Here is a 24,752-nt window from a genome sequence, read left to right on the forward strand (position 1 = left end):
TTCAGGCGGGGGATATATAGCATATTTCTTTGCGGAAAATCTAAAGCGTTACGCGGTGCGGGGTGGTGCTGGTTATTCAGTGTGACGACGATCGGGTTAATCAGGCTACGCTATATTCGCTTTCATTTGTCCGTGTATTACATGAGGCTGGGTACTTCCGTTGTACCCGGGGTGAAACGGTTAGTGAATAAACATGACCGACACGCACAGAATGCCGACGATTAGCGTCAACAGATTCGCCAGCGAACGCCAGGGCCTGAGCGCCGGCACCAGGTAGGTGGAAAGGGTCGGCATAATAAACAGAATCATGGCGATCAGCGGCCCGCTAATGGCAGAAATCATTGCCAGCGCGTTGGGATTGATACAGCACACCGCAAAGGTTAGCGCCGAGATCAGGCCAATCGACAGCGCCCGGCAGAAAGCGCGGCTCTTATTACAACCTGAGGCATGCAGCGTCGATTTCACAATGGCGGTAGCGCCTTCAATGACTCCAAAGTAGGTGCCGAGAAAAGATTTAGACATTGCGATAATCGCCACCAGAAACCCCGAAATACCCAGCCACGCCGGCGTCCCGGGAATCATGGCCAGCGCCGAGAGGATCGTGACGCCCTGTGCTTTTGCCGAGGCAATCAATTCCGCGGGAATCGACAGGAAGCAACTGAATACAAAGAACAGCACGCTACAGCAAATAATGAAATAGGCGACGCGCATGATCTTTTTGCAGTTGTCCAGCGCCCCGGCGCCGTGGCTTTCGCGCTGGGCGACCGCAAAGGTGGAGATGATCGGCGTGTGGCTGAAAGCGAATACCATCACCGGAATTGACATCCAGATCTCCCCCAGCGCGTGGCTGTCGAAGGTTAATCCTTCGGTCAACAGGCTGGTTTGCCAGCGGCTGATTAAATAGCAGGAGAGAAACAGAAAATAGCCGATCAGTGGGAAGACCAGAAAACCCATCACTTTAATGGTGGTCTGGCGACCCATCAGAAAGATCAGATTCAGCGCGGCCACTACGCCCAGGCTGACCAGCGCCCGGATACCGGTAGTGACCGGAATGTATTTCGCCAGTTGCCCGGTCAGGGAGTTAGTGATTGCCAGCGCGTAAATCAGGATTACTACAAAAAACGCCAGGAAATAGAGCCCGGTAATCAGATAACCGATGGTTCTGCCATAGTAGTGGGAGACGGCGCTGGTGATGCCTTCTCCCCCGCGGGTTCTGGCGGCAAGAATGAACTGGCACAGCGCCCGATGCGGCCAGTAAGTAAACGGAAAAGCGATCAGCGCGGTGAGCAGTAGTACAATGGCGCCCGCCGAGCCGAGCTGAATGGGTAGAAACAGGGTACCGGCGCCTACCGCAGTACCATATAAGGCGAAACTCCACAAAGTTTCTTCTTTTGTCCAGAATTTACGCATTATTCAAATATTTCATCTGACTATGTTTCAAAAAGCGGGCTAATCTACCACAAAATATACCCGTCTGGCAGGTAACTGTTATTCAACAGATTTATTGGCCGCTGACGCCAGTAAGCCATGCGCCAGCTTCCCGGTATGGCGGATCGCCTGAACGTAGTGCTGATTAAACGGATAGCGGCAGGAGAGACGCAGGGCGCCGGAATAGCCTCTGCCGGGAGGATACGTACATATAGCCCGGCGTCAGGGCCAGCGCGGCGTAAAACAGCGCCATGCTATCAACGCCCTCCGGCTTCGACCCACCAGACAAATCCATCGTTGGTCCGGGCGGCGGGGGTACCCGCAGGAGAGTAACGCGCCACCAGCGCTCTGGTTTCCGGGTCGGGGATAAACGTCCCACGGAGCGCATAGCCCCAGGAATATCATTCAGTCATTCTTGCCAGAGGTGCCCGGAGCAGGGGGAATAATCGATACCGCGCCCGCCCATTTTGCGCTAACGGGATGAAAATTGACTGGCGCTTTATGATTTCTGTGCCTTGTCATGGCTAACTTTTGGTTGTTAAGTCTAATTAATAAATTTTAATCAGATTAATAATCTATGTTTTTATTAATTATCAGAGTTAACTGTTGGCTTCATGTTCTGCGTGTGATGATGATCACGTTCTGTTGCGAAGGAGAAAGGAACTCTACAAGCGCTACCGGGAGAGCGCGCCGGAGCAGGCAGAGCAAGATAATTGTTCAGAAATTATTCAGGATATGATGATGTTCAAAAAAAGCATAATCGCAGCTTCTCTGCTGCTGACCGCTGGTCAGGCGCTGGCCGTAACTGATGAAGGCGTTGCCGGTGGTACTATTACTTTTAGTGGGATGGTTACCGATACAACCTGTAACATCACGACCGACAAAGGCGCTGACTTTACTGTCGATCTGGCGCCGGTCACCACGACAGAAGTGGGTACTCAGGCGGGTGTCGTCACCGAAAAAGCTAAACAGTTCTCAATGCGTGTTTCCGGTTGTAAAAGCACTAAAGAGAATGCCAAGGCGCTGAAAATCACCTTTACCAGCCCGTACGTTTCTGACGATGAAAAATATCTGAAGAATACCGGTTCCGCTAAAGGGGTAGGGATTACCCTGACGAAAGATGGTTCAACGTCTATCGATTTTGATACTGCAGTGGATACTGGCGTGAAATCAGACGCGGCTGGCAGTGAAGCCGGCGCAGAAGTTAGCTTCTTCGCTAACTACTACAACTATGGCGGTAGCGACATCTCCAACGGTAGCGTGATGTCAACTGCGACTTATACCTTTACTTACGAGTAATGACCCACGGGGAGGCAACTCCCCGTTTCTTTACCTGAAAAATAGTGATTAAGATGATGTTGCGTTATTTCACGCTGCTGGCCACTTTATGCTATTCGTGGTCCACAGCCGCCAGTGTGGTAGTCAATACTACCCGAGTTATTTATTCGCAGAATGCCAAAGTCGTCAATGTGCAACTGGTTAATAAAAGCACCACGCCGCATCTGGTTCAGACATGGATAGATGACGGTAATACAGAAACCACCCCGGAAAAAATTGTCGTGCCGTTTTCTGTTGCGCCAGCAGTGGTGAAAATTGACAGCGGCGAAGGACAGGCATTAAAAATTTCCGCCCGGAACGCTTCTGAATTGCCGGCGGATCGGGAATCGGTATTCTGGCTAAATGTTCTGGATGTTCCGCCGGTGCCGGAAGTCAGCGAAGATCGCGCTAATTACCTGCAGGTTGCGCTGCGCAGCCGGATCAAACTGTTTTATCGCCCGCAAGGTCTGGCGGTTAATGTCCAGGACATTGATCAGCACCTCGCGCTACGCCGCCAGAAAGGGGCGACCTGTCTGGACAATCAATCGCCTTATTATGTCACCCTGACACAGTTAACCCCGTGGCGTGGCGGTGATGTGAAAAAGACGGTAAATACCAATCTGCTTTCTGAAACGGCCTTTATCGCCCCATTTAGCTGTCATGTGTTGCCAGTACAACTGACCAAAAGTTCACAGTACCGAATTGCGCGGATGGACGATTTCGGAAGTAAACAGTATGCCGTAATCTCCTACACGCTTTAATACGTAATAATAAAACGGGAAATGAAAATGAATATTGCCTGCAAAATCAGGCAAGGGATATTGCTGAACGCAATAACCCTTGCCTTGTGGCCATATTACGGTGAGGCGGAAACATTTAATAGCAGTTTACTGGTCGGCGACTCTTCTCAAAAAGAATGGGGGAAGGGGGCGCCGATTATTTCGCCGGGACAGTACGAACTTGATATTTATGTCGACGGAGAGTGGAAGGGTAAATATCAGGTCAGTATTGCCGGGAATAACAGCCAGGACTTCACCATGAAAAAGCGTGATGCCCTGTTATTAGGTATCAGTCATCTGGATCATTTGCAGCATAAAAACGATACCGATGATATTGCGCTGAACGATATTCTGCACGGTGGAAAAAGTACTCTGCACACCGGAGAGTTGCGTCTCGATCTGGAAGTTCCCCAGGCTTATGTCGCTCCCCATGACAAAAACTGGGTGGCGCCCGCCCTGTGGAACCAGGGGATTAACGGGCTGTACACCAACTACAACCTTAATGCCTATGCCGGGAAGGATAAAGCCTATGATAGCGGTACTTCCCGTTCCGCCTTCTTGTCATTACACAGCGGCCTGAATCTGTTTGGCTGGTATTTGCGAGACAACTCTACCTGGCAACACGATAGCCAGGGGGGCTCGAACTGGTTTACCAGCAGCCGTTATCTGGAAAAGCCCATCGCGCCGCTGACCATGCTGATGCGCGCCGGCGAGATGTATACCTCCTCCGATTATTTCGACAGTATCGCCTTCCGCGGTATTACGCTGAATAAAGATCAGCAGATGTTACCGGATAAGGACCAGGTTTATATGCCGGTGATTACCGGTAATGCCACATCCAACGCTGTGGTGCTGGTTTCCCAGAATCACAAAGTTATCTATCAAATCTCGGTTCCCCCCGGTCCGTTTGCCATTCGCGATCTGATGCCGACCGGTTCGCGGGACGATCTGGAAGTGGAAGTGCGGAACAGCGGCGGTCTGACCGAACGCTTTACGGTACCTTTTGCCACCATGTCGACGATGCTGCGTCCCGGGAGCTCTGACTTTCGCGTTAATGTGGGCAAAGTATATGCATCAGGTTACGGAGAGCGTCCGTGGTTTGGCCAGGCGGATTATTCGCGGGGAATAAATAACTACTGGACATGGTTTAACGGCCTGACCGTAAGCCAGAATTATTATGCATTGCTGATGGGCAGCGCGGTATCTTTTCCGTGGATGGGGTCGATGACCGCCAGCGTAGAGCAGACCCGCTGGCGCGATGAATCATCCCGGCGCGGCGAAAAATATTCCCTGTCCTGGAGTAAATATTTACCCACCAAAACAAACGTCACGCTGGCGACCTGGTACTACCGTACCCGGGACTACATGACGTTACCGGAATTTGTCAGTCGCGATAGCCAGCGGCAGTATGTCTCCACCTTCGGCAGTAAACAGGCGTTCAGCGTGGCGTTGAGCCAGCCGCTGGGAGATGACATGGGGCGTCTGGCGCTGGATGCATGGTTCCGAAACTACCGCGGCGATCGCAGCAGTACCCGGCAATATAACCTGACCTACAGTAATCGTTTTCAGCAGATCAACTATATGCTGTCGCTGGGGCGCCGTGAGTATAGCCGTTCCTCTTCAGCCAGTGTGGATAGCGCGCCGCGGCGCAGTGAAACCAGCGCCACCTTTTCGCTGACCATCCCGTTTTCGCTGTTTGATTCGCCGGCCAGTATTAACGCCCGTAGCCGAATGAATAACGGTCATTACGCCTCCTCCAGCCTGGGGATGAGCGGCGTGGCCCGCGATATCGATTACAGCGTTGATTTTTCACACGACAGGGCAGGTAGCGGTGTTTCTACCGATCTGTATGCCGGCTGGAAATCGCCCTGGGCGCGCTTGAATGCCGGGGTGTCCGATTCCGCCGACTACCGGCAGGCATCGGTGGGCGCCAGCGGCAGTTTGCTGGCGTGGAGCGGCGGCGTGCTGGCCGGGCCGGACTCAGGCAGTAACTTTGTCATTGTGGAAGCCCCAGGGATTGAAGGCGCTGAGATCAATAATGACCATGCGCAGCGCACCAATCGCCGTGGACAGGCGTTAGTTTCCGGCGCTGTAGCCTACCGGATGAATCAATTCTGGCTGGATACCAGCAACAGTGAAAATCCGGATATTGACGTACAAAGCAATGTTGCTCATGTCGCGCCATATGAGGGCAGTATTTCGTGGGTTAAATATAAAACCGATCCCCGTAAGCTGTTTATCCTGCGTCTGCAAAATGAGGACGGTTCTCCCGTGGCGTTTGGCGCGTCGATTTACGATAGCGCCGGGCAGGAAGTGGGCTATGTCGCTCAGGGCAGCCAGGCCTACATAAAAGCCAACACATTACCTTCATCACTGCGGATTGGCCTGAAAGCGCGGGCATGTGTGATAGCCCACCCGGCAGAGAACCAAATCAATATTTGTACGGCGAGAAAGGATCGAACCCATGTATAAACGATTGTTGTTAGTGATATTCCTGCTGGCGGGATATGTCACCGCCGTTAAAGCTGAGGACGAAAGAGGGGTAATCGCCAATACCTGCGATCCCTACGGCTTTGTACTGAAGAAGAAGCGCGTTCAGGAATCGCTGAGGTCAATCAACCTGTCGAAGGCGTTTCTCAACGGGAATAAAGTCTCCTATACCTGGACCACCTCGTGGTCGGGGAAAATGAACTGTCTGGGGACCGCGGATTATGCCTATTTCTTCAGCGCAATTGACGATCGGCCTTTTTATGTCTTATTTGCCAGCGCTTACCGGGATAGTTACTACTGGATTAAATTCAACCTCAAAGTGGAAGGGCCGCCCCGAGTAAAAGTTCGCGGTTTACCGGGGGTTTACAGTATTGCCCGCTACCGTACTGATTACACCCTGACCGCTGAATTGTTGACCGAAAAACCGCAGGATGCGGAAGGCCGTTCAAAGATGGTCACCACGGGTCTGGCCAACCTGCCGGCGATTGTCATGAGTGGCCATGGGGATGGCAGTAATAGTTACGGCGGTATCACCGGTAACAAGTACACCTATGCCAGTGAGGTATGGGACTATGTGATGCAGGGAACGCCGGCTTCAGGATGGAATACCGACCACTATCTGGCTTTCGAGCAACTGGCTATCCAGTTTGAACCAACCCAGACCACCTGCGATTTGCCTCATGATATGACCGTAATGCTTAACCCGGTGACCATCGACAGTCTGAACGAGAAAGGCGGTACCGCGGGTGAAAAAGCCTTCACTCTGCCGGTGTCGTGCGACAGCCTTCAGGGCGGGAATCGGGCAACGCGTAACGTTACCGCCTGGCTGGCCAGTAATGATCTGATTGAAGACGGCGACACGGGCTATGTGATGGTCAACGATGACAGCGATGCGCTGGGCGTCGGGATTGCGCTGCGCCAGCCCGGGGGCAACAGGGTGGTGATTGCCAATGGCATTGGTTCAGCGCCCGGCACGACGGAACTGCTGCATATCTCAAAAGATCAGGATACCGGCAGCCGCTTTTTCATCCGCCTGGTGGCCTATTATCAGGTCTATGATAAGAAGGTGCTGTCGACCGGTAGTGTGCTGGGCACCGCCCAATTGATGTTTAATTATGACTGAAGCGTGACGCTGGCGATTGCCGGCACTGAAGATGTCATTTTCCGGCCAGCGTTGATTGCTGGCCGGCTGTTTTTAAGCGGCCGCCGGAATGCGTATTTCCGGCCAGAAAAAGCCCTGCGCCATGTCGGCGGGGGATTGCAGTACTGCAAACAGATCGCCTGCTGTTTCCACACCTTCAACGAGGATTTTACCGCCATACTTACGGGTATCGCCGATCAGTCGGATCAGCGCTTCCTGAGAATGCCGGCGCTGCTGGAAAACGTGCTTGTCGATTTTTATGCCGTCAAATCGCCAGTCAAGCTGGTTCAGCACCGCGTTATAACAGGGGCGGTAATCGTCAAGCCACACCGCAAAACCCGCCAGACTGAGCGCTGACAGTCCCTGGCGCAGCCGGGAAAGTTGACGTTCGCTCAGGGTTAACAGCATTTCCGGATCCTGAAGTTCGATAACCGTCTGCCGGTTCTCGCCGGCCAGTTGTTGTTCCAGGCCGGGAAGCTGGAGCGCGGCCAGCGGTAGATTGAGGAATAATGTGCCGTTGAGCGGCAATGTTTCAAGCTGCTGTAATTGCCATTGATGAAGCGCCAGAAGGCGGTCCGGTGATTGCTGGTGAAACCAGATTTCATTATCGACATCAGGAGATAATTCGGACAAAACTTCATAGCCGAATGTTTTTTCACTATGCAGATCTATAATGGGTTGCAGGCGAATTCCTTTTATTTCCTTCATTTCTGAGGCTCTTTTGACTTGCGTTGGTGTTATATACTAATTTATTGATTATTATTTGGTGTTATTAATTGAATTTAAGCGAAAAACATAGTTTTTTATTCTGATTTGTTGTGGTTTTTGGGTTTATAAGGCTATATAATACTTTTGTTGCCTGAGTTATCTTCGCTAAAATAGTTTATAAAAGCAGGAAAGAAAAAATGAGATATGAATCTTCTGTGGACGATCTATTTCAAAAATATTTCCACGAGCCACAGATATAAATTATCAATGATGAAAAATCTATACCTAATTGAAAAATGTATTTTTTTTGATGAAGACGCTCAAGAAATATCCATCAAAGGAGAACAGGAAAATACCCTCGTGTTGCCGGCGCCTTCAGCACGATTGCTTAGCGAGCTTATTAAAACCAACGGTACTATGGTGACCCGTGAGGAGCTATTAACCCGGGTCTGGGAGGATCACGGCTATCGGGCGTCAAACAGCAATCTGAATAATTATTTGAGTATCCTGCGTCGAAATCTGACGGCCTTATTGCCTGAATCGGTGTTAATTACCACGTTACCGAAACAGGGGATTATTTTTCAGGCCAGCGTGGAGGAGATCAGTACTGATGAAACGGCAGACTCCGCCGGTGAAGAAACCCGGGTTCCGCCTGCGCCCGCTGCCAGGAGAAAAATCGCCAGGCTGGCGGCGCTTTGCGCCACAGGGGGAGCCCTGTTGGTCGGGGCGCTGTGGCTGGTATTGTCGCCCGCGCCACAGGAACTGCCGGCCAGACAGACATTTACCCAGGCGCAATGCCGTTTTTATCTGATGCAGGATACGCCGCTGAGTCGGGAGGATGTCATCGCCACGCTGGAGAAATTTAATATCACTCTGAACTGCGATACCCATGCGCGGGATGTCTTTTTTACCACTTATGATGAGCCATGGAAGCGGCGACATATGGCTTTTCTGGCCTGGTGTCAGCGTGGTGAACAAGGGAAATATACCCGTTGTGAAAATATTAAAAAGATTAGCTGGGGGATGGCATGAAATTTTTCGCGGTGGTGACGGCAGTGGTGGCGGTGCTCCTGGCCTGCGTGATTCTGGTGCAGCGATCATCTTCAGCGCTGGAGGTGCGCTGTGAGGCGGAAGTATTGCATACCGTCGATGGGCCGGAGAATAGCGTCACGCTGGACGCCACGGCGACGTTATTTATGCTTGCCAATGGTAAAGGATTCGTCAATCTGTATGGCACATTAACCGATCGCGAAGTACTGTGGCTGGTGAACCGCAAAATCTGGTTCGACTGGCATTATGAGCGTAATGATAACCTTTATGATATTACCATTCGTCAGGTAGACATTAAAAAAGATACCGATAAAGCACCGCAAGAGATGATGGCGAAGATTTATAGCCAGCGTTTTAATATGGAAATATATGGCGCGGGGCAAAACGCGCTATATTTTCGTGGTGTATCAACGCCATTTTTCTTCTGTGTGAAGCAGAATAAAAATGGTAAAGCAGCCTAACCTTCTCTGTCCACCGACCCTGCGTCAGAAATCATCTGGCGCAGCGAAAACCAGTCATCAGCACTGGCATATACGAATTTTTCCTACCTCTATTTGATTGTGAGTCTTATCTTTGGTCATAAAAAACAATGGGTTGTTGCTATTTTTGGTATTGACTCCGGGTCTTCTGCGACATTTTGTTCCAGGATCTTTCTACTCTCCTGTTAAGAAAATAATCCTGGGTAATTTGATAACATGATGATATTTAATTATTTTAAGATTTGTTTTTGATACTCGAGTCTCATTTTTTGCCAGGAATATTTTCTTGCATCGCTATTTACCACTTTCTTATGGTTAGGAAAAATCTCTGAAAATAGGAAAATGCCGACTGATCATGACCTTTTATTATTTACAGGGGGAAGGGGGATAAGTACTATTCGTCTGCAGGCCGACACTGAGATTGTTATTGGTTGTCACATCATATGTAGCAATATTAGTACTCACTGGACAGTAATATGCTCAGGCATTAATTACTGGTGTTGCCTGACGTCATTGCATAATAACGACAGGTTGTTGTTATTGCATATAAGTACTGCCTCACTGGGCATATAACGAAATAAATGGAGTTATTGTATGAAACTGAATAAAGCACTGGTATCTGTTGCTGTTGCCTCTGCATTCATGGCGTCTTCTGCATTCGCTGCTGACGGCACTATCTATTTCGAAGGGGAACTGGTTGCTGCTACCTGTGATATCAGCGTAAACGGCCAGACTTCTCCGGCGACTGTGGTTCTGCCTACGGTATCCATCAACCTGCTGACTGCCGCTGGTCAGACGACCGGGACCACAGGTTTTAATATCGAGCTGGCTAACTGCGATAGCCTGGGCACTATCTCTACTGCCGCCGCATTCTTTGAAGCGGGTTCAACGGTGGATCCCGTTAACTATCGCCTGAACAATACCGATGTTTCTGCTAACGCCGCAACCAACGTTCAGCTGCAGCTGCTGGATCATCACACCCAGAACGCTATCAAGATCGGTGACACCTCTCAGACTTCTGGCGCTGGTGCGACCACGCGTATCGATGTTTCTTCTGGTTCCGCTACTCTGCCGTACGCTGTTGAGTACTATGCAATGGGGCCCACCACTCCTGGCGTTGTAACCAGCATGGTTAACTTCAGCATCGATTACCAGTAATCGTTCCGCTGTGTTGTGTTAAGGAACCGGCGGCATCCCCTGCCGCCGGCTGTAATGGAATATTGCTATGAAAATGACACTTCTGCCCCGCCTGGCTTTACTGCTGATGGCCTGCTTCTCTCTGCCGGTAAACAGTGCTGTGATCATCACCGGCACCCGCGTGATTTACCCGGCGGCGGAGAAAGAGGTGTCAGTCAAAATGAGTAACAATGGTTCAGGACCGGTGCTGATTCAGTCCTGGATTGATAATGGCGATCCGAAATCTTCTCCGGAAACCGCCAAAGCGCCATTTTACCTCACTCCTCCGGTTAACCGGGTGAACGCCGGCCGCGGCCAGACGCTGCGTATCCGCTACACCGGCGATGCGCTGCCGCAGGATAAAGAGTCGATTTTTTACCTCAACGTACTGGAAGTGCCGCCGAAGGTGAAAAACGACGATAAGAAAAACATGTTGCATATGGCCTTCCGGTCACGCCTGAAGCTGTTTTTCCGCCCGGCAGGCCTGACAGCCAAAGCTGCTATGGCGGCGCCGTCACAGCTGGTCTGGAGCCAGAGCGGCAACCGCGTTACCGCCCGTAACCCCACGCCGTTTCACGTCACGGTGGCGTATTTGACCGAAGATGATAAAGGGGAAAACCAGGTAGCGGACGGCGGCATGATTAAACCGGGCGAGTCCCTCACCTTTACCCTCAAAAAATCTGTTTCCCGGTACTACCCGGTCATCATCAATGATTATGGCGCGCGGCGGGTAGTGAACCAGACAGGGAAATAAACAAACGGATTTGCGCCTGACGGCCGGCTCCTGCATTCAGGCCGTCAGGAATCTACCGGGAAACGGAGTTGATTATGAAGTTGCCTGTCAGAATGACACTCAGGCCGCTGGCAGTGGCTATTGCATTGCTTTCCGGACCGCTTTACGCCCAGGATGCCGATGAAGTGGAATTCAACACTTCTTTTATGAGCCCGGGAAGCCAGAAAAAAATCGATATTACCCGCTATGAGCGCAATCAGGCTGTACCGGGCGTTTATCGGGCTGAAGTGCGTATTAATGGCGCCACCCACGGCGTTCAGGACGTGACGGTTCAGGAAGCAATACCTCCTCAGCGCGTCGGCGCTATCTGCCTGACGGCGCGCACCATGACGCAACTGGATCTCGACATGGACAAGCTGTCGGACTCTGCGCGTGAAATATTGCGCGGCAGCGATGCCGATAACTGTCTGGCGATTGCCGATATTATTCCTCAGGCAAAAGTGACGCTGGATACCGGCGAGCAGCAACTGGATTTGGAAATTCCTTCGGTTTACCTGGTGCGCAACCCGCGTGGCTATGTTAACCCGGCGGTCTGGGATAAAGGCATTACCGCAGGGTTGTTCAGCTATACCACTAACTACTATCGCACCGAAAGCCGTGGCCGCAGTACCGACAATATCTATGCCGGTCTGTCCGGCGGGTTTAACATTGGCGGCTGGTTTTTCCGTCATAACGGTAGCTGGAGTTGGCAGGATGCCATCGGCAGCGATTACCAGAACCTCAACACCTATATACAGCGTGATATCCCACAGATTCAGGGACGTCTGACGCTGGGCGACGCCAGTACCAACGGCGAGATGTTCGATACCGTCTCTTTCCGCGGCGCACAACTGGCGAATGAAGAACAGATGTTGCCGAACTCGCAGCGCGGCTATGCGCCGCTGATTCGCGGCAACGCCAGCACCAACGCCCGGGTTCAGGTCCGCCAGCAGGGCCGGTTATTGTATGAAACCACGGTACCGCCGGGGCCATTTGAGATTAACGATCTGTATCCCACCGGTTATGGCGGCGATCTGGAAGTGATTGTCACGGAAGCGGATGGTTCGGTTCAGCGTCAGACGGTTCCTTATGCTTCCACCAGTAACCTGCTGCGTCCGGGAACTAACCACTACAGCGCGACGTTAGGGAAATTGCGCAAAGGCTGGGTGAATAACGAACCCTGGCTGGGCGAGTTCACGTTCCGCCGCGGTTTGAGCAATATGTTCACCAGCTATGCCGGGTTACAGGGGAACGAGGATTACCAGGCCGGACAGGTGGGTGTTGCTGTCGGTACGCCGATAGGGGCATTCTCCCTGGATATCACCCATGCTAAAGCGTCGCTGGAAAAAGCGGTGAAAGGGCATGGGCGGGATATGAGCGGCCAAAGCTATCAGTTGAAATACAGCCAGTATATTCAGCAAACCGGCAGTAACATCAGTGTGGCGGCCTATCGCTTCTCCACTGACGGTTACCTGGACTATATGACCGCGATGCAACTGCGTGAAGCCCAGAACGAGGGCGGTAACGACATCAGCATCCGGCGTGCTAAAAGCCGGCTCGGCGTCACCGCTAACCAGAGTCTGCCGCAAGGGTGGGGGAACTTTTATATTAGCGCCTACCAGCAGAATTACTGGAACAGCGATGAGAGCGACCGTCAGTACCAGGTGGGCTATACCAACCGCCTGGGTCGGGTGAGCTATAGCCTGAGCGCCAGTCGTACCCGTAACGGTATCGGAGATTTCGAGAATCGTTACATGCTGAACCTGAGTATCCCGTTAGGCGACGTGACCCCGTTCAGCCAAATGTCAGTGAACCTGAATCACGATCCGGGCGGCGTATTGCGCGAGCAGGTCAGTGTCAGCGGCTCGGCGCTGGAAGGTAAACCGCTGAGCTATAACCTCAGTGCATCAAATTCGAATAAAGGCGGTTCAACCAGCGGTACGGCTAACGTCACCATGCGTACCCCTTATACCACGCTGCAGGCATTCGGCGGCGCGGGTAAGAACTACCATAGCTATTCGGTTGGCATGAGCGGCGCCGCGGTAGTTCACAGCGGCGGGGTAACCTTGTCGCCGTACAGCGGGGATACTCTGGCGCTGCTGGAAGCGAAAGGCGCCGAAGGCGCAGCGGTGAGCGGATACCCGGGTATTCGGGTGGACAGCCGCGGCTATGCGTTGGTGCCGTATCTGAACGCCTATCAGATGAACGAAATCAGCATCGATCCGAAAGGCATTTCCGACAACGTCGAGCTGGATCACACCAGCCAGAAGGTGGCGCCATACAACGGTGCGGTGGTGAAGCTGAAGTTTGGTACTACCCAGGGCCGTCCGGTGATGATTCATCTGCAGGGTAATGACTCCGTACCGTTTGGCGCCGATGTGCTGGACGGCCAGAACAACGTGGTAGGCGTGGTGGGCCAGGGCAAGCGTATTTTTGCTCGCCTCGGCGACTCTGCGGGAGAACTGATGTTGCGCTGGGGCGCGGCTGCGGACGAGAACTGTACGCTGAGTTATAAGCTGCCGCCGGAGAACGGCAACATAACAACCATTACGGCGACCTGCCGTTAATTCGCCGGACCGGGGAGAGCTCGCCGGTTCCGGCAGTGATTTAAAGCACAAAACATCCGGTGGATGCTGACCTGATGTTTTGTCATCAGGAGGGCCGACGTTATGAGGAAGATAAGCTACCGGGCCAGGAAGTCCCCGATTTGCCTGGGGTTCAATCTTCTGGTGCCCGGTTTACTGACCCTCTGCTACCTGCGATCTCCTGTTTCTGCGTGCTGTCCGTGTCCAGACTGACTGCGCCAATTTACGCCTGGCGGGATAGGCTCTTAAGCTCTATTTCTTTGTCGCCCGGCGCGTTTGGTTGCGGATCCTGACTGGCCGCCGGGTAATTGATTAAGGTGTTATAGCTGAATACCTTCCGACTATGCTTAAATAAGCAAAATTCTTATACCATGCTGGTATTAATGACATGTGCTATGGTTATTTGCCTATAATTAGCCGTTTTTTTGTGAAGGTGATCGATTGCGACAGCTATATTGTTGCAGGAATTTCAGAGGGGCAATATTTTACGCTATTTGTTATCTGATTGTCCGGCGTTATGGATGTCCGAATATCTGAATATTTGATTTCATGATGTGACTATTCTATTTTGGGTTTTTCGCTGGAGGATATGAGTCTGATTTCTTTTATTATCAGAATTATTCACCGCTTCCTTAACATGGTTTTTGTTGCTGGCTCGATTATAATGAACCTGAGTGCATGTTATAGGCCGGCCTGAGACGTTGAAACAAACCCCTGGCGTATTCTTTGGTAGATTGTTCTGATAGCACTGCCTGGTCTCATTTTTAGCCGCCTGTAATGCGGAAAAGAATTCTTTTCACTGTTTATTATTTCTTGCAGAAGATACTGGTCAGCCAAAAATATAAAAATCAACAATCAGGCCGGGCATACCATGCGTATTTGTTATTTTTTATTTTTGCGTATGTTACATTTTTGTTTCATTGGTTGTTTTTTGGGGGATTTTTTGACCCTGAGTGCTGTTAATTATGTTTTACTGTGATCTTTGTCGGGTTTTTGTATTTCAGTGAGTGATGAGTTCCCTGCTGTCTGGTGGATTAATGGGGTGAAATTAGGATTATTCTCGGTTTTTGATTAGTGGGGGTTTGGTGACTGTTAAGATTTTTTAATGATTTTCATGGGTTAACTTGTCATGCAAGTGGATGGAGAACTTGCCGCGTATCCATAATATAACCAGTAGATGGCATATAAACATACGTTATACGAAGCGGGTAAATTTTTTATATCAAGCCAGTAAAAAACGCATTTTTGTCCTGAATGCGAATTTAAGTAAATCTTATGAATCTGGCTTTCCGGGGTGTTAAGATTGTTCTCAGTTAAAGCGGGAAGGAGGGGAATAAGCGCAATCTATATTTTTCTCTGTTTTTCTGGGACGATGATGCTTATCAAGGGAAGAGAAATTATTATTTATCTGGAGAAGGTTGCATCATGACTCATGTAGTATTAAGGAAAGAACCTGCCTGCAGGGAATCAACTATTGCTATAATAACTTCTGATAACTACTTTTATAACGCAGTAGAACATCTTCTGGATACATTAATGCCGGAGATTATCAGCCATAATTCTACTTTTTATAGTGTAATCCGTTATAAAGATATTTTTGAGATGGATCTGCAGGATGCAGTTCGTCGCCAGGATATGTTGCTTATTGCCGATTATGATGTGCGTATGATCGGTAATTCACATATTCTGGAATTGCTGCAAAGAATGGCGGTATTTCGTTCAATTATGCTGGTAACCAATAAAGGTAACGTTCCCGGAAATGCTAACTGTTTTTTGTCCAAAGATATTGCGGTGAATAAAGTAAAAGATAAACTGCTGGATTTTATTATTAAATCGAGTCATCCGGATAATTTGAGCGAGAAACTGCCGTTTTCCGAATTTACGGAACGCGAGCGCGAGATCATTCGCCTGATCCTCAAAGGGCGGCGTATTGATTCGATTGCTCAGAAACTGCAACTGAGTCCAAAAACCATCTATGCGCACCGTTCACGTATCTACCGCAAGCTTGGGGTCCATAGCCTGCAGGGGTTTCTGATGTCTGGCTCTGTACAAAAGATTGCCCGTATCTGACGACTGGCGCCTGATCCCTGAGCTTTCGGGTTTGCTGAGCCAGTCAATAAAAAGAATCAACCGGCGGTGTCAGTCAGGGGCGTATTAAAATTATAATTTATTGATATTTTTAGTGATTTATAAACCAGGGTATTCCGGAATCGTAAACCTGAAAAGGTATTTGTTTTTCTACCGGCGGCTATAAAAACAGGTAGTCGGTGAAGATAAATACCTGTACTTTTCGCTCAATGATTGTTCCATCGGCGCTGCGTCGCCAGCATCTTCTTTTTTTCCTTCATCTTCATCCTGCGGTTCTGGCAATGTTTTATCCGGTAGCGCGCTTATTTTCGCTATATCAGATTTGCTGAAAAATACCATGGCGAGCAGCGCCGGTTGAAATACCATGAGAGGAGACGTATCGCAGGCGCAATCCGGCGCCGGGAGTGATGGATTATTCCCGACCCATTTCAATGACTGGCGGCGGATTATGATTTTTCGCTGTCATCAATAGCGCGCAGAACCCGGCAGGGATTGCCGGCGGCGACTACCCAGGCGGGGAGGCTTTTCGTTACCACGCTGCCGGCGCCGATCACCGTATTACTGCCGATGGTGACGCCGGGCAGGATATTGACGCCAGCGCCGATCCACACGTTATCGCCAATGGTAATCGGTTTTGCATATTCCAGACCCTGATTACGCTGATGCGGATCGAGAGGATGGCCGGCGGTATGAATACCGACATTGGGAGCGATAAACACATTATTACCTATCGTGACCCGGTTACCGTCGAGAATCACCAGATTATGGTTGGCGTAGAAGTTGTCGCCCACTTCGATATTGTTGCCATAGTCGCAGTAAAACGGCTGTTCGATCAGCAGACCGCTACCAGCTTTGCCCAGTATGACTCGTAACTGGCTGTCCCGACTCTCACTGTCGCGCGGATCGGTATGATTGTAGAGATGCAGCAGATATTTAGCTTTGTTACGCGCGGCGATCAGCGCCGGGTCGCCGTTAGCGTCATACAGTAACCCGAGCAGGGCTTTTTCGGCTTCAGTCATTGAGGAAACAGGCATGAACAGGTCTCTTACTTACGGAAAGGTGATTAACGGTGATTTGCCATGTCGGCTTGCGCCTGGCTGAGGATGGCTTTGGCCATCCAGCGAGTGGTGGACATCACCTGCTCATTGTCCAGCCCCCAGATATCCTTGAGTACTAACAGTATTTCCGAGCCATAGATGACCGACAGCGCATGATTGACCCTTTCCCAGAGCGCATCATCAATATCCTTTTTCAGCGGCGCGGTCACCAGCGCCAGAATTTTTTGGCGGTGCGACTGGCGGGTTTTGGCATGGTTTCCGCTGTCCGTCGCCCGCTCGCTGGCCCACTGTTGCAGGGAGATCAGCAGTGCGGCGCGCAACGCTCCTTCGTGGGCCAGCATGGTCGGGAAGGCGTGATTAAGTAACTCTTCGACCCGCTGACCGGTTTCTTCCGCCGCAGGCTCCCAGTCAATGACCGGGCGTAAAACTTCATCGACCACCGCGGCGATCAGCGATGATTGGGTAGGAAAATAGCGATAGGCCGTGGCGCGCGAAACGCCAGAAACTTCCGCCAGTTCGCTGACTGAGGGAAGTTTACCCTGCTCGAATAACGCCATAGCATGGGTAATCAGCAGATTATATTTAATTCTTTTACTGGTGCTTAACCCATTTAATTCTTTGTTATTCAATATGATAACCTCATTTAAAGTCTGTCATTTTCATCATAGCAGAAACTGACAGGCGGCTCACTACGCAATCCGTATCGTCTGTGGAACAGTGATAACATCAAAATGAGACTATAGTCTCAAAAATGAATTAAAGCGTCATACGGGCATGGCAGAAGGCCGGCAATCGGGTCTAATATGAGCGTAATGATACTGCAATCTCATTTTTTGTTTAGCCAGTGAGGCACATCATGGATAAGGGTAATGGCTGGATTTATGTCGTAACCACGCTGGACACCAAAGGGGTGGAAGCGTTGTTCGTTCGCGATCTGATCGCCCGGCAGGGGTTGAACGTCAGGGTCGTGGATCTCTCAACCCGGGATGCTCAGGCGGAGCATGGCGCCGATATTTCCGCCGGATGTGTGGCGGATTACCACCCGCAAGGCCGTCAGGCGGTGTTTTGCGGCGACCGTGGGAAAGCGATTACCGCGATGGCCAGCGCGTTCAGCCACTTTATGGCGGCTCGCGGCGACGCCTGCGCGCTGCTGGGGCTTGGCGGATCCGGCGGGACGGCACTGATCACCCCGGCCATGCAGCAACTGCCGCTGGGAGTCCCAAAACTGATGGTCTCTACCATGGCCTGCGGGGATGTTTCCGGCTACATCGGCGCCAGCGATATCGCCATCATGTATTCGGTGACCGACGTGGCAGGGCTGAACCGGATCTCGCGTAAGATCCTTGCCAATGCCGCCAACCAGATTGCCGGCGCGGTGAAGTTCCACTCTGTTGATGACGATGCCGCCGACGCGCCCGCCGTGGCGCTGACCATGTTTGGCGTTACTACCCCCTGTATCCAGTCAGCCTCCGAACTCCTGAATTCGCGCTTTGACTGCCTGGTCTTCCACGCCACCGGCAGCGGCGGCAAAGCCATGGAAAAGCTGATTTCCCAGCGGCTGGTGGCGGGCTGCCTGGACATTACCACCACGGAAGTGTGTGATTATCTGTTCGGCGGGGTGCTGGCCTGCGACGAGCGGCGTTTTGACGCCATTATCGACACCGGTACGCCGTGCGTGATGTCCTGCGGCGCGCTGGACATGATCAATTTCGGCGCGCCGGCCACCGTTCCGGCCCGCTACCAGGACCGGCTCTTTTACCACCATAACCCTCAGGTCACTCTGATGCGTACCACGCCCGCGGAAAACCGCGCGCTGGCGGAATGGATCGCCGCAAAGCTCAACCAGTGCGAGGGCGAGGTGCGATTCGTGATCCCGCAAAAAGGCTTTTCGGCGCTGGATTGCGAAGGTGGTCCTTTCCGGGATCCCGAGGCGACGCGCGCCTTTATCGACACCCTTGAGGCCCGGGTCGTGCAGACCGACAAGCGGCGGATCGTGAAAACCGATGACCATATTAACGACGGCGCCTTTGCCCGGCGTCTCGTCGATGAGTTTCTGAATATTATCGATTAAGACGGGAGAGATACCATGAGTCATTTTATACGCCAGCAGGTGCTGGAAAAATTCCGGGACATGATAAAACGCGGCGAGCCGATCATTGGCGGCGGCGCCGGAACCGGGCTGTCAGCCAAGTGCGAAGAGCAGGGCGGCATCGATCTGATCGTGATTTACAACTCCGGTCGTTACCGGATGGCCGGGCGCGGTTCGCTGGCGGGTCTGCTGGCCTACGGCAACGCCAATGAGATCGTGGTGGATATGGCCAAAGAGGTACTGCCGGTGGTGAAACATACGCCGGTACTGGCCGGCGTTAACGGTACCGATCCCTTCTGCCAGTTCGATAAATTTCTCGACGATTTGATTGCCCTGGGGTTTGCCGGGGTACAAAACTTCCCGACCGTCGGGCTGATTGATGGCAATTTCCGCGCCAACCTGGAAGAGACCGGTATGGGTTACGGCCTGGAAGTCGATATGATTCGCCTGGCTCACAGTAAGGGCTTACTAACGACGCCATATGTCTTTAGCGAGCAGGATGCGGTGGCGATGACTGAAGCCGGCGCGGATATTATTGTTCCGCATATGGGGCTGACCACCGGCGGTAGCATCGGCGCGGAAACGGCGCTGACCCTGAAGGACTGCGTACCGCTGATTAACGACTGGGCGCAGGCGGCCAAAGCGGTACGCGATGACGTGATCGTACTGTGTCACGGCGGGCCCATCGCCACGCCGCAGGATGCGGCATATATTCTGCAACACTGCCCGGACTGTAATGGATTCTACGGCGCCAGCTCCATGGAGCGTTTGCCGACCGAAGTGGCGCTGACCCAGACCACCCGCCAGTTCAAGGACATTACACGTTAATAATAAAAATATCGCCAACACCAGGAAATCAATAGACAGGCCCCGCCAGCAATGGCGGGGTTTTTTAATTGCCGGCCGTGACTAAAAGCTGCGTGGTTATAGGGGATGGGATTAGCACCGTCAGGCTGTTTTATGTTTGCTGATGGCATGCGGCTTTGTTACGCATTAGCTGTTGCTTTTTTGGTCGCCATTATGGCGTTTTTTAAGACTTATTGCTGTTATTACCAGGAAAAATAAACCTCTGCGATATTTTTGAATAATAATAGTGTCGTTTTATTGTGTATTTTCTTATGATTTCCCTTCTGCAGACCCCCTGTGTCGGGATGCCCGACTTTCCTCTCTCCAGCGGGGGCGGATTACCTGAACTCAATAATAAGGTTTGATTATGAAGAGATACTGGATGTGTTTACTGGTACTGGGCCTGACGGGATGCCAGACCATGCAGGCAGAAAAAAAATCAACGGTCACGCCGCGTATGCATGTTCCGGTGGTTTCCGAAAGCACTGCGCCAGCTACCGTAGCATCTGACGCCCTCGTACAGCAGCAGTTAAAAACCTGCCTGTTTGAAGCCCAACAGTTGTCGAAACTGGGGCAGGGGAAATATATTAATCAGGTTAATGAGCTGTATGTCAGTATCCAGAACGCCAAATTCTATGCCTCGGTGGCTAATAATTTGAGCGGTTCAATCACCGATACCATCACCCCTTATTATCAGTTCAAGGTGAATTACGCCTGTAACACGATTTCTCATCTGTTAATGGAAGAACTGCAGAAAGGATTTCAACTGCAGGCCGGCTCCGGATTAGAAAGTGAGCTGACGCAGTAACTGGAAGGATCGATACATCGCGGGCGTCTGGCGCGATAATGCGTAAGCCCCGCGCTAATAGGCTGGCGCGTCAGGCGCCAGCCGTGATGTATCAGGCGTCCTGGCGTGGCGCCAGGTCAGCAAACGCCGCGCGAATCTCCTGTTCCGGCAACTGAATGCCGATAAACACCATGGTGCTGCCCGGCGTTTCCTCTGCTGCCCATTCGCGATCCCAGTCGGCGCTGTACAGACGCTGGACACCCTGGAACAGCAGGCGCTTCGGCTGATCGGCAATCCACAGCATCCCTTTATAGCGCAGCAGATTATCGGCAAAACCGAGCAGCAGATTCTCCATGGCCCGCGAAACGGCGCTTAATTCCAGCGGGTAATCCAGCTGGACCACGATGGACGAGATATCGTTCTGGCGGTCAGGAATAAAGTGGAAGCGCGGTTGCGGCGCGACCACGTTCTCCTCCAGCATAAAGCCGTTGACGTTAAACAGCAGCCCGAGATCGATAGCGCCATGCACCACCGGATAGAGCGGCGCCCGGGCGTTGATACGCTGCAGACGCTCGCGTAGCGGCTGACTGTCGCCGGCGATGTCGGTTTTGGTCAGCAGAATCCGATCGGCATAGCCAACCTGGGACTGGGCGATGGTGAATTGATCCATCTGTTTATCGGCGTGAACGGCGTCCACCAGGGTGATAACGCCGTCGAGCAGGTAGCGCTGGCACAGCACCTCATGAGAGAAGAAGGTCTGAATAATCGGCCCGGGATCGGCCATGCCGGTGCATTCAATGATTAGCCGGTCGAAGGCGATACGGCCATTGTCCAGGCCGTCGAGCAAATCGAGCAGCGCATCTTCCAGTTCGTTCGCGCGGCTACAGCAGATACAGCCATTGGTCAGCGTCTTGATCTGCGTGGCGCGATCGCCAATTAACTGGTCATCAACCGGTACTTCGCCAAACTCGTTTTCGATCACCGCTATCTTATAGCCGTGCTGTTCATGAAGAATATGGCGCAGCAGCGTGGTTTTTCCGGCGCCGAGAAAGCCGGTTAACAGCGTAACGGCAATCGGTGTCATGGGGTATCTCCTGTCACTGACGCGGCAGGGCGGCGCTCTGTCGCGAAATGGGTACTTATAATCGGTTCTGCGGCTTACGTTACCAGACATCGCCGGCGCTGATAAGATCGGGCCTCAACGGAGTGGGACCTCAGGTTATTCACAAAGGGCGAAAAAGCGTGGTTTTTCCTCCCTGGTGGTTATCAGCCGACAATCAATATATTGATTTTGCTTGTTGGCTATCGGGTGATATCGGCAAGTTCGGCGGTGAGAGTGGTTTGTCATCTATCTCAGGCCCCACCGGAGTGGGGCCTGTTTGACTCACGTAGCGGCTTAGTGCCCGGAAGAGGTTTTAATCCCTTCTTTTGGCACCGGCACATACGGCGTTTCTTTATCGGTGCGTTCTTTCGTGTTACGCGCCTTCATCCAGGTGCGGAAACCGTAGAAGATGATGCTGTATACCACTACCAGGAACAGAATGCTCAGGCCGGCGTTGGTATAGTTGTTGACCACGATATGATTCATGTTGGCAATCTGCTGCGCGGTCAGTTCACCGCCGGCGGCAATGCGCGCCTTGTACTCGCTGGCCATATAGAAGAAGCCTTCGAGCTGCGGGTTGGTGCTGAACAGTTTCATGCCCAGCGCCCAGGTGGTGCAGATCAGCAGCCAGACGGCCGGTACCACGGTGACCCAGATATATTGGGTACGCTTCATCTTCACGAGGATAACGGTACACAGTACCAGCGCCACGGCGGCCAGCATCTGGTTAGAGATACCGAACAGCGGCCACAGGCTCTTCACGCCGCCCAGCGGGTCGACCACGCCCTGATACAGCAGGTAGCCCCACAGACCGACGCAGCCGGCGGTGCCGATAATACCGGCGACCAGCGAGTCGGTTTTCTTCAGGAACGGCACGAAGTTACCCAGCAGATCCTGAAGCATAAAGCGACCCGAGCGGGTGCCGGCATCCAGCGCGGTGAGGATAAATAGCGCTTCAAACAGGATACCGAAGTGGTACCAGAAGCCCATATCCGCCATCGGCATGATTTTATGGAACACGTGCGCAATACCTACCGCCAGGGTTGGCGCGCCGCCGGCGCGGTTGAGCACTGAAGGCTCACCGATGTCTTTGGCGGTTTGCAGGATCTGGTCCGGGGAGATAACAAAACCCCAGGAGCTGACGGTGGCCGCCGCATGGGTAGTCGCGTCTTTCAGTTGCGCCATGATCAGCGCCGAGTTTTCGCCGCCCAGCTCATGCAGGTTCGGCATGGTGATACCCAGCGCCGCCGGCGGGGTGTTCATGGCAAAGTACAGCCCCGGCTCAATAATAGAAGCCGCCACCAGCGCCATAATCGCTACGAAAGACTCCATCAGCATCGCGCCGTAACCAATAAAGCGGGCGTCGGTTTCACAGGCCAGCAGTTTCGGCGTGGTGCCGGAGGAGATCAGCGCGTGGAAGCCGGAAACGGCGCCGCAGGCGATGGTGATAAACAGGAACGGGAACAGCGCGCCTTTCCACAGCGGACCGGTGCCGTCGATGTACTGAGTCACCGCCGGCATTTTCAGATCCGGGTTGAGGATCACGATGCCCAGCGCCAGACCAACGATAACGCCGATTTTCAGGAAGGTAGCCAGATAGTCGCGCGGCGCCAGAATCAGCCATACCGGCAGCAGAGCGGATACGAAAGCGTAACCGATCAGGGTAAAGGTGATGGTGGTGTCCTTAAAGGTCAGCGCCGGACCCCAGTACGGGTCATGGGCGATAACGCCGCCGAAGTAAATGGAGGCAACCAGCAGCACAATACCAATGACGGAAACTTCACCCACCCGGCCCGGGCGAATAAAGCGCATATAGATACCCATAAACAGGGCAATCGGCACCGTTGAGCAGACCGTAAAGACCCCCCACGGGCTTTCCGCCAGCGCTTTCACCACGATCAACGCCAGGACGGCGAGGATAATTATCATGATCAGGAAGCAGCCGAACAGCGCAATGGAGCCAGGAATCCGGCCCATCTCTTCTTTAACCATCTCACCCAGAGAGGCGCCGTTACGGCGTGAAGAGATAAACAGCACCATAAAATCCTGGACCGCGCCGGCCAGTACCACCCCGGCCAGCAGCCACAGCGTACCGGGCAGATACCCCATTTGCGCCGCCAGTACCGGGCCGACCAGCGGGCCCGCGCCGGCGATGGCCGCGAAGTGGTGGCCAAACAGCACGTAGCGGTTGGTGGGGACGTAGTTCAGGCCGTCATTATTAATGACCGCCGGGGTGGAGCGAGTGGGATCGAGTTTCATCACCTTTTGGGCGATGTAGAGACTGTAGTAGCGATAAGCCACCAGATAAACGGAAACGGAAGCGACCACAATCCATAGCGCGCTTACGTGTTCACCCCGCCGTAAGGCGACGACCGCCAGACAGAAAGCACCGATGATTCCAAGAATCACCCAGGGTATGTGCTTGAATATCCTGTTGTTGTTCATAAAAGACCTACTTGTCAAACAGTAACGAACAGCCGTGGCTGCCCAGATGTGTAGCTGTTGGGTATCTTTTTTGAGGAAATAAATGACGACTACCATAGCCATGATCCCGCAATGGCCCTTCGGGCGGTCGGGAAAATGGCTAAGCGGTTATATGCACAGGTAAGCGGTCACGGATGTGGCTGAGCGGTTGGCAATCAGCGGCAATGCCCTGAAAAACGTGATGTTTGTCACGCTAAATGGCGTATTAAAGCCATGGTAGTTAAATATCAGCGCGATCAGGATGTGATGTAGATGGCAAAACAAGCGTTAACTTTACCGGCTGTTTGTTATCCCGGATGAGGTTATCTCCGGTGAGAACAGGAGGCAACGTGGAAGCATGCCGCCAGTACCGGGCGGATCATCAGGGGTAAAC

Annotated in this window: 20 protein-coding genes; 13 read left to right on the top strand and 7 right to left on the bottom strand. The window is 52.3% G+C overall.

Annotated elements, in window-relative coordinates:
• Positions 1–180: 180 nt before the first annotated feature.
• Both AQ981_RS19270 and AQ981_RS27735 read right to left on the bottom strand, forming a co-directional pair.
• Positions 181–1,410, bottom strand: coding sequence for an amino acid permease (locus AQ981_RS19270; protein WP_058913381.1), 1,230 nt, complete (start codon positions 1,408–1,410; stop codon positions 181–183).
• Positions 1,411–1,573: 163 nt separating this feature from the next.
• A complete protein-coding gene (locus AQ981_RS27735) occupies positions 1,574–1,723 on the bottom strand; it encodes a hypothetical protein (RefSeq protein ID WP_154675957.1) in 150 nt (49 codons plus the stop codon).
• A gap of 440 nt (positions 1,724–2,163) precedes the next feature.
• Between AQ981_RS27735 and AQ981_RS19275 the strand changes: the two genes are divergently transcribed.
• Genes AQ981_RS19275 through AQ981_RS19290 form a run of 4 tightly spaced genes read left to right on the top strand, consistent with a single transcriptional unit; the run spans position 2,164 to position 7,137 of the window.
• Positions 2,164–2,727, top strand: a complete 564-nt coding sequence (locus AQ981_RS19275) for a fimbrial protein (protein ID WP_249226347.1) — start codon at positions 2,164–2,166, stop codon at positions 2,725–2,727.
• Between the two features lie 53 nt (positions 2,728–2,780).
• The gene (locus AQ981_RS19280; RefSeq protein ID WP_249226348.1) at positions 2,781–3,506 is read left to right on the top strand and encodes a fimbrial biogenesis chaperone; all 726 of its coding nucleotides are present in this window, start codon (positions 2,781–2,783) and stop codon (positions 3,504–3,506) included.
• A gap of 27 nt (positions 3,507–3,533) precedes the next feature.
• Positions 3,534–5,996, top strand: a complete 2,463-nt coding sequence (locus AQ981_RS19285; RefSeq protein WP_058913383.1) for a fimbria/pilus outer membrane usher protein — start codon at positions 3,534–3,536, stop codon at positions 5,994–5,996.
• Positions 5,989–7,137, top strand: coding sequence for a fimbrial protein (locus tag AQ981_RS19290; RefSeq protein ID WP_058913384.1), 1,149 nt, complete (start codon positions 5,989–5,991; stop codon positions 7,135–7,137). Before AQ981_RS19285 ends, AQ981_RS19290 begins: the two co-directional genes overlap by 8 nt.
• Before the next feature lie 72 nt (positions 7,138–7,209).
• Here the strand turns inward: AQ981_RS19290 and AQ981_RS19295 are convergent, their stop codons facing one another.
• Entirely contained in the window at positions 7,210–7,863 is a 654-nt protein-coding gene (locus tag AQ981_RS19295) for an EAL domain-containing protein (protein ID WP_058913385.1), read from the bottom strand.
• A 360-nt stretch (positions 7,864–8,223) separates the two neighbouring features.
• Between AQ981_RS19295 and AQ981_RS19300 the strand changes: the two genes are divergently transcribed.
• The 6 genes from AQ981_RS19300 to AQ981_RS19325 all read left to right on the top strand — a co-directional run bounded on the left by AQ981_RS19300 (position 8,224) and on the right by AQ981_RS19325 (position 15,995).
• Entirely contained in the window at positions 8,224–8,895 is a 672-nt protein-coding gene (locus AQ981_RS19300; protein ID WP_161969181.1) for a winged helix-turn-helix domain-containing protein, read from the top strand.
• The gene (locus AQ981_RS19305) at positions 8,892–9,374 is read left to right on the top strand and encodes a hypothetical protein (protein WP_058913387.1); all 483 of its coding nucleotides are present in this window, start codon (positions 8,892–8,894) and stop codon (positions 9,372–9,374) included. The genes AQ981_RS19300 and AQ981_RS19305 overlap by 4 nt, the downstream gene beginning before the upstream one ends.
• A gap of 612 nt (positions 9,375–9,986) precedes the next feature.
• Positions 9,987–10,550, top strand: a complete 564-nt coding sequence (locus AQ981_RS19310; protein ID WP_071608949.1) for a fimbrial protein — start codon at positions 9,987–9,989, stop codon at positions 10,548–10,550.
• Between the two features lie 67 nt (positions 10,551–10,617).
• Positions 10,618–11,322: a fimbrial biogenesis chaperone gene (locus AQ981_RS19315; protein ID WP_071608950.1), complete on the top strand. Its 705-nt coding sequence runs from the start codon at positions 10,618–10,620 to the stop codon at positions 11,320–11,322.
• 74 nt (positions 11,323–11,396) lie between these two features.
• Positions 11,397–13,907: a fimbria/pilus outer membrane usher protein gene (locus AQ981_RS19320; protein ID WP_071608951.1), complete on the top strand. Its 2,511-nt coding sequence runs from the start codon at positions 11,397–11,399 to the stop codon at positions 13,905–13,907.
• A gap of 1,443 nt (positions 13,908–15,350) precedes the next feature.
• On the top strand, positions 15,351–15,995 hold the full coding sequence (locus AQ981_RS19325; RefSeq protein ID WP_082683225.1) for a LuxR family transcriptional regulator: 645 nt from the start codon (positions 15,351–15,353) through the stop codon (positions 15,993–15,995).
• Positions 15,996–16,459: 464 nt separating this feature from the next.
• On the opposite strand, the gene AQ981_RS19335 is transcribed toward AQ981_RS19325, so the two are convergent.
• Both AQ981_RS19335 and AQ981_RS19340 read right to left on the bottom strand, forming a co-directional pair.
• Positions 16,460–17,032 (bottom strand): sugar O-acetyltransferase, encoded by a 573-nt coding sequence (locus AQ981_RS19335; protein WP_058913391.1) that lies wholly within the window; start codon positions 17,030–17,032, stop codon positions 16,460–16,462.
• Between the two features lie 44 nt (positions 17,033–17,076).
• Positions 17,077–17,700 (bottom strand): TetR/AcrR family transcriptional regulator, encoded by a 624-nt coding sequence (locus tag AQ981_RS19340; protein ID WP_249226349.1) that lies wholly within the window; start codon positions 17,698–17,700, stop codon positions 17,077–17,079.
• Positions 17,701–17,927: 227 nt separating this feature from the next.
• On the opposite strand from AQ981_RS19340, the gene AQ981_RS19345 reads away from it, so the two are divergent.
• The 3 genes from AQ981_RS19345 to AQ981_RS19355 all read left to right on the top strand — a co-directional run bounded on the left by AQ981_RS19345 (position 17,928) and on the right by AQ981_RS19355 (position 20,814).
• Entirely contained in the window at positions 17,928–19,142 is a 1,215-nt protein-coding gene (locus tag AQ981_RS19345; RefSeq protein WP_058913393.1) for a Tm-1-like ATP-binding domain-containing protein, read from the top strand.
• Between the two features lie 15 nt (positions 19,143–19,157).
• Positions 19,158–19,988, top strand: coding sequence for a phosphoenolpyruvate hydrolase family protein (locus AQ981_RS19350; protein WP_058913394.1), 831 nt, complete (start codon positions 19,158–19,160; stop codon positions 19,986–19,988).
• A gap of 385 nt (positions 19,989–20,373) precedes the next feature.
• On the top strand, positions 20,374–20,814 hold the full coding sequence (locus tag AQ981_RS19355) for a hypothetical protein (RefSeq protein ID WP_154675958.1): 441 nt from the start codon (positions 20,374–20,376) through the stop codon (positions 20,812–20,814).
• A gap of 91 nt (positions 20,815–20,905) precedes the next feature.
• On the opposite strand, the gene yjiA is transcribed toward AQ981_RS19355, so the two are convergent.
• Both yjiA and AQ981_RS19365 read right to left on the bottom strand, forming a co-directional pair.
• The gene (yjiA, locus tag AQ981_RS19360; RefSeq protein ID WP_058913396.1) at positions 20,906–21,877 is read right to left on the bottom strand and encodes a GTPase; all 972 of its coding nucleotides are present in this window, start codon (positions 21,875–21,877) and stop codon (positions 20,906–20,908) included.
• 312 nt (positions 21,878–22,189) lie between these two features.
• A complete protein-coding gene (locus AQ981_RS19365) occupies positions 22,190–24,340 on the bottom strand; it encodes a carbon starvation CstA family protein (protein WP_058913397.1) in 2,151 nt (716 codons plus the stop codon).
• Between the last annotated feature and the right edge of the window lie 412 nt (positions 24,341–24,752).

Source organism: Entomohabitans teleogrylli (genome assembly GCF_001484765.1).
Taxonomy (GTDB): Bacteria; Pseudomonadota; Gammaproteobacteria; order Enterobacterales; family Enterobacteriaceae; genus Entomohabitans; species Entomohabitans teleogrylli.

Coding starts and splice junctions, on each gene's coding strand:
- AQ981_RS19270 (WP_058913381.1), bottom strand. CDS start 1,410: ATGCGTAAATTCTGGACAAAAGAAGAAACTTTGTGGAGTTTCGCCTTA.
- AQ981_RS27735 (WP_154675957.1), bottom strand. CDS start 1,723: ATGGATTTGTCTGGTGGGTCGAAGCCGGAGGGCGTTGATAGCATGGCG.
- AQ981_RS19275 (WP_249226347.1), top strand. CDS start 2,164: ATGATGATGTTCAAAAAAAGCATAATCGCAGCTTCTCTGCTGCTGACC.
- AQ981_RS19280 (WP_249226348.1), top strand. CDS start 2,781: ATGATGTTGCGTTATTTCACGCTGCTGGCCACTTTATGCTATTCGTGG.
- AQ981_RS19285 (WP_058913383.1), top strand. CDS start 3,534: ATGAATATTGCCTGCAAAATCAGGCAAGGGATATTGCTGAACGCAATA.
- AQ981_RS19290 (WP_058913384.1), top strand. CDS start 5,989: ATGTATAAACGATTGTTGTTAGTGATATTCCTGCTGGCGGGATATGTC.
- AQ981_RS19295 (WP_058913385.1), bottom strand. CDS start 7,863: ATGAAGGAAATAAAAGGAATTCGCCTGCAACCCATTATAGATCTGCAT.
- AQ981_RS19305 (WP_058913387.1), top strand. CDS start 8,892: ATGAAATTTTTCGCGGTGGTGACGGCAGTGGTGGCGGTGCTCCTGGCC.
- AQ981_RS19310 (WP_071608949.1), top strand. CDS start 9,987: ATGAAACTGAATAAAGCACTGGTATCTGTTGCTGTTGCCTCTGCATTC.
- AQ981_RS19315 (WP_071608950.1), top strand. CDS start 10,618: ATGAAAATGACACTTCTGCCCCGCCTGGCTTTACTGCTGATGGCCTGC.
- AQ981_RS19320 (WP_071608951.1), top strand. CDS start 11,397: ATGAAGTTGCCTGTCAGAATGACACTCAGGCCGCTGGCAGTGGCTATT.
- AQ981_RS19325 (WP_082683225.1), top strand. CDS start 15,351: ATGACTCATGTAGTATTAAGGAAAGAACCTGCCTGCAGGGAATCAACT.
- AQ981_RS19335 (WP_058913391.1), bottom strand. CDS start 17,032: ATGACTGAAGCCGAAAAAGCCCTGCTCGGGTTACTGTATGACGCTAAC.
- AQ981_RS19345 (WP_058913393.1), top strand. CDS start 17,928: ATGGATAAGGGTAATGGCTGGATTTATGTCGTAACCACGCTGGACACC.
- AQ981_RS19350 (WP_058913394.1), top strand. CDS start 19,158: ATGAGTCATTTTATACGCCAGCAGGTGCTGGAAAAATTCCGGGACATG.
- AQ981_RS19355 (WP_154675958.1), top strand. CDS start 20,374: ATGAAGAGATACTGGATGTGTTTACTGGTACTGGGCCTGACGGGATGC.
- yjiA (WP_058913396.1), bottom strand. CDS start 21,877: ATGACACCGATTGCCGTTACGCTGTTAACCGGCTTTCTCGGCGCCGGA.
- AQ981_RS19365 (WP_058913397.1), bottom strand. CDS start 24,340: ATGAACAACAACAGGATATTCAAGCACATACCCTGGGTGATTCTTGGA.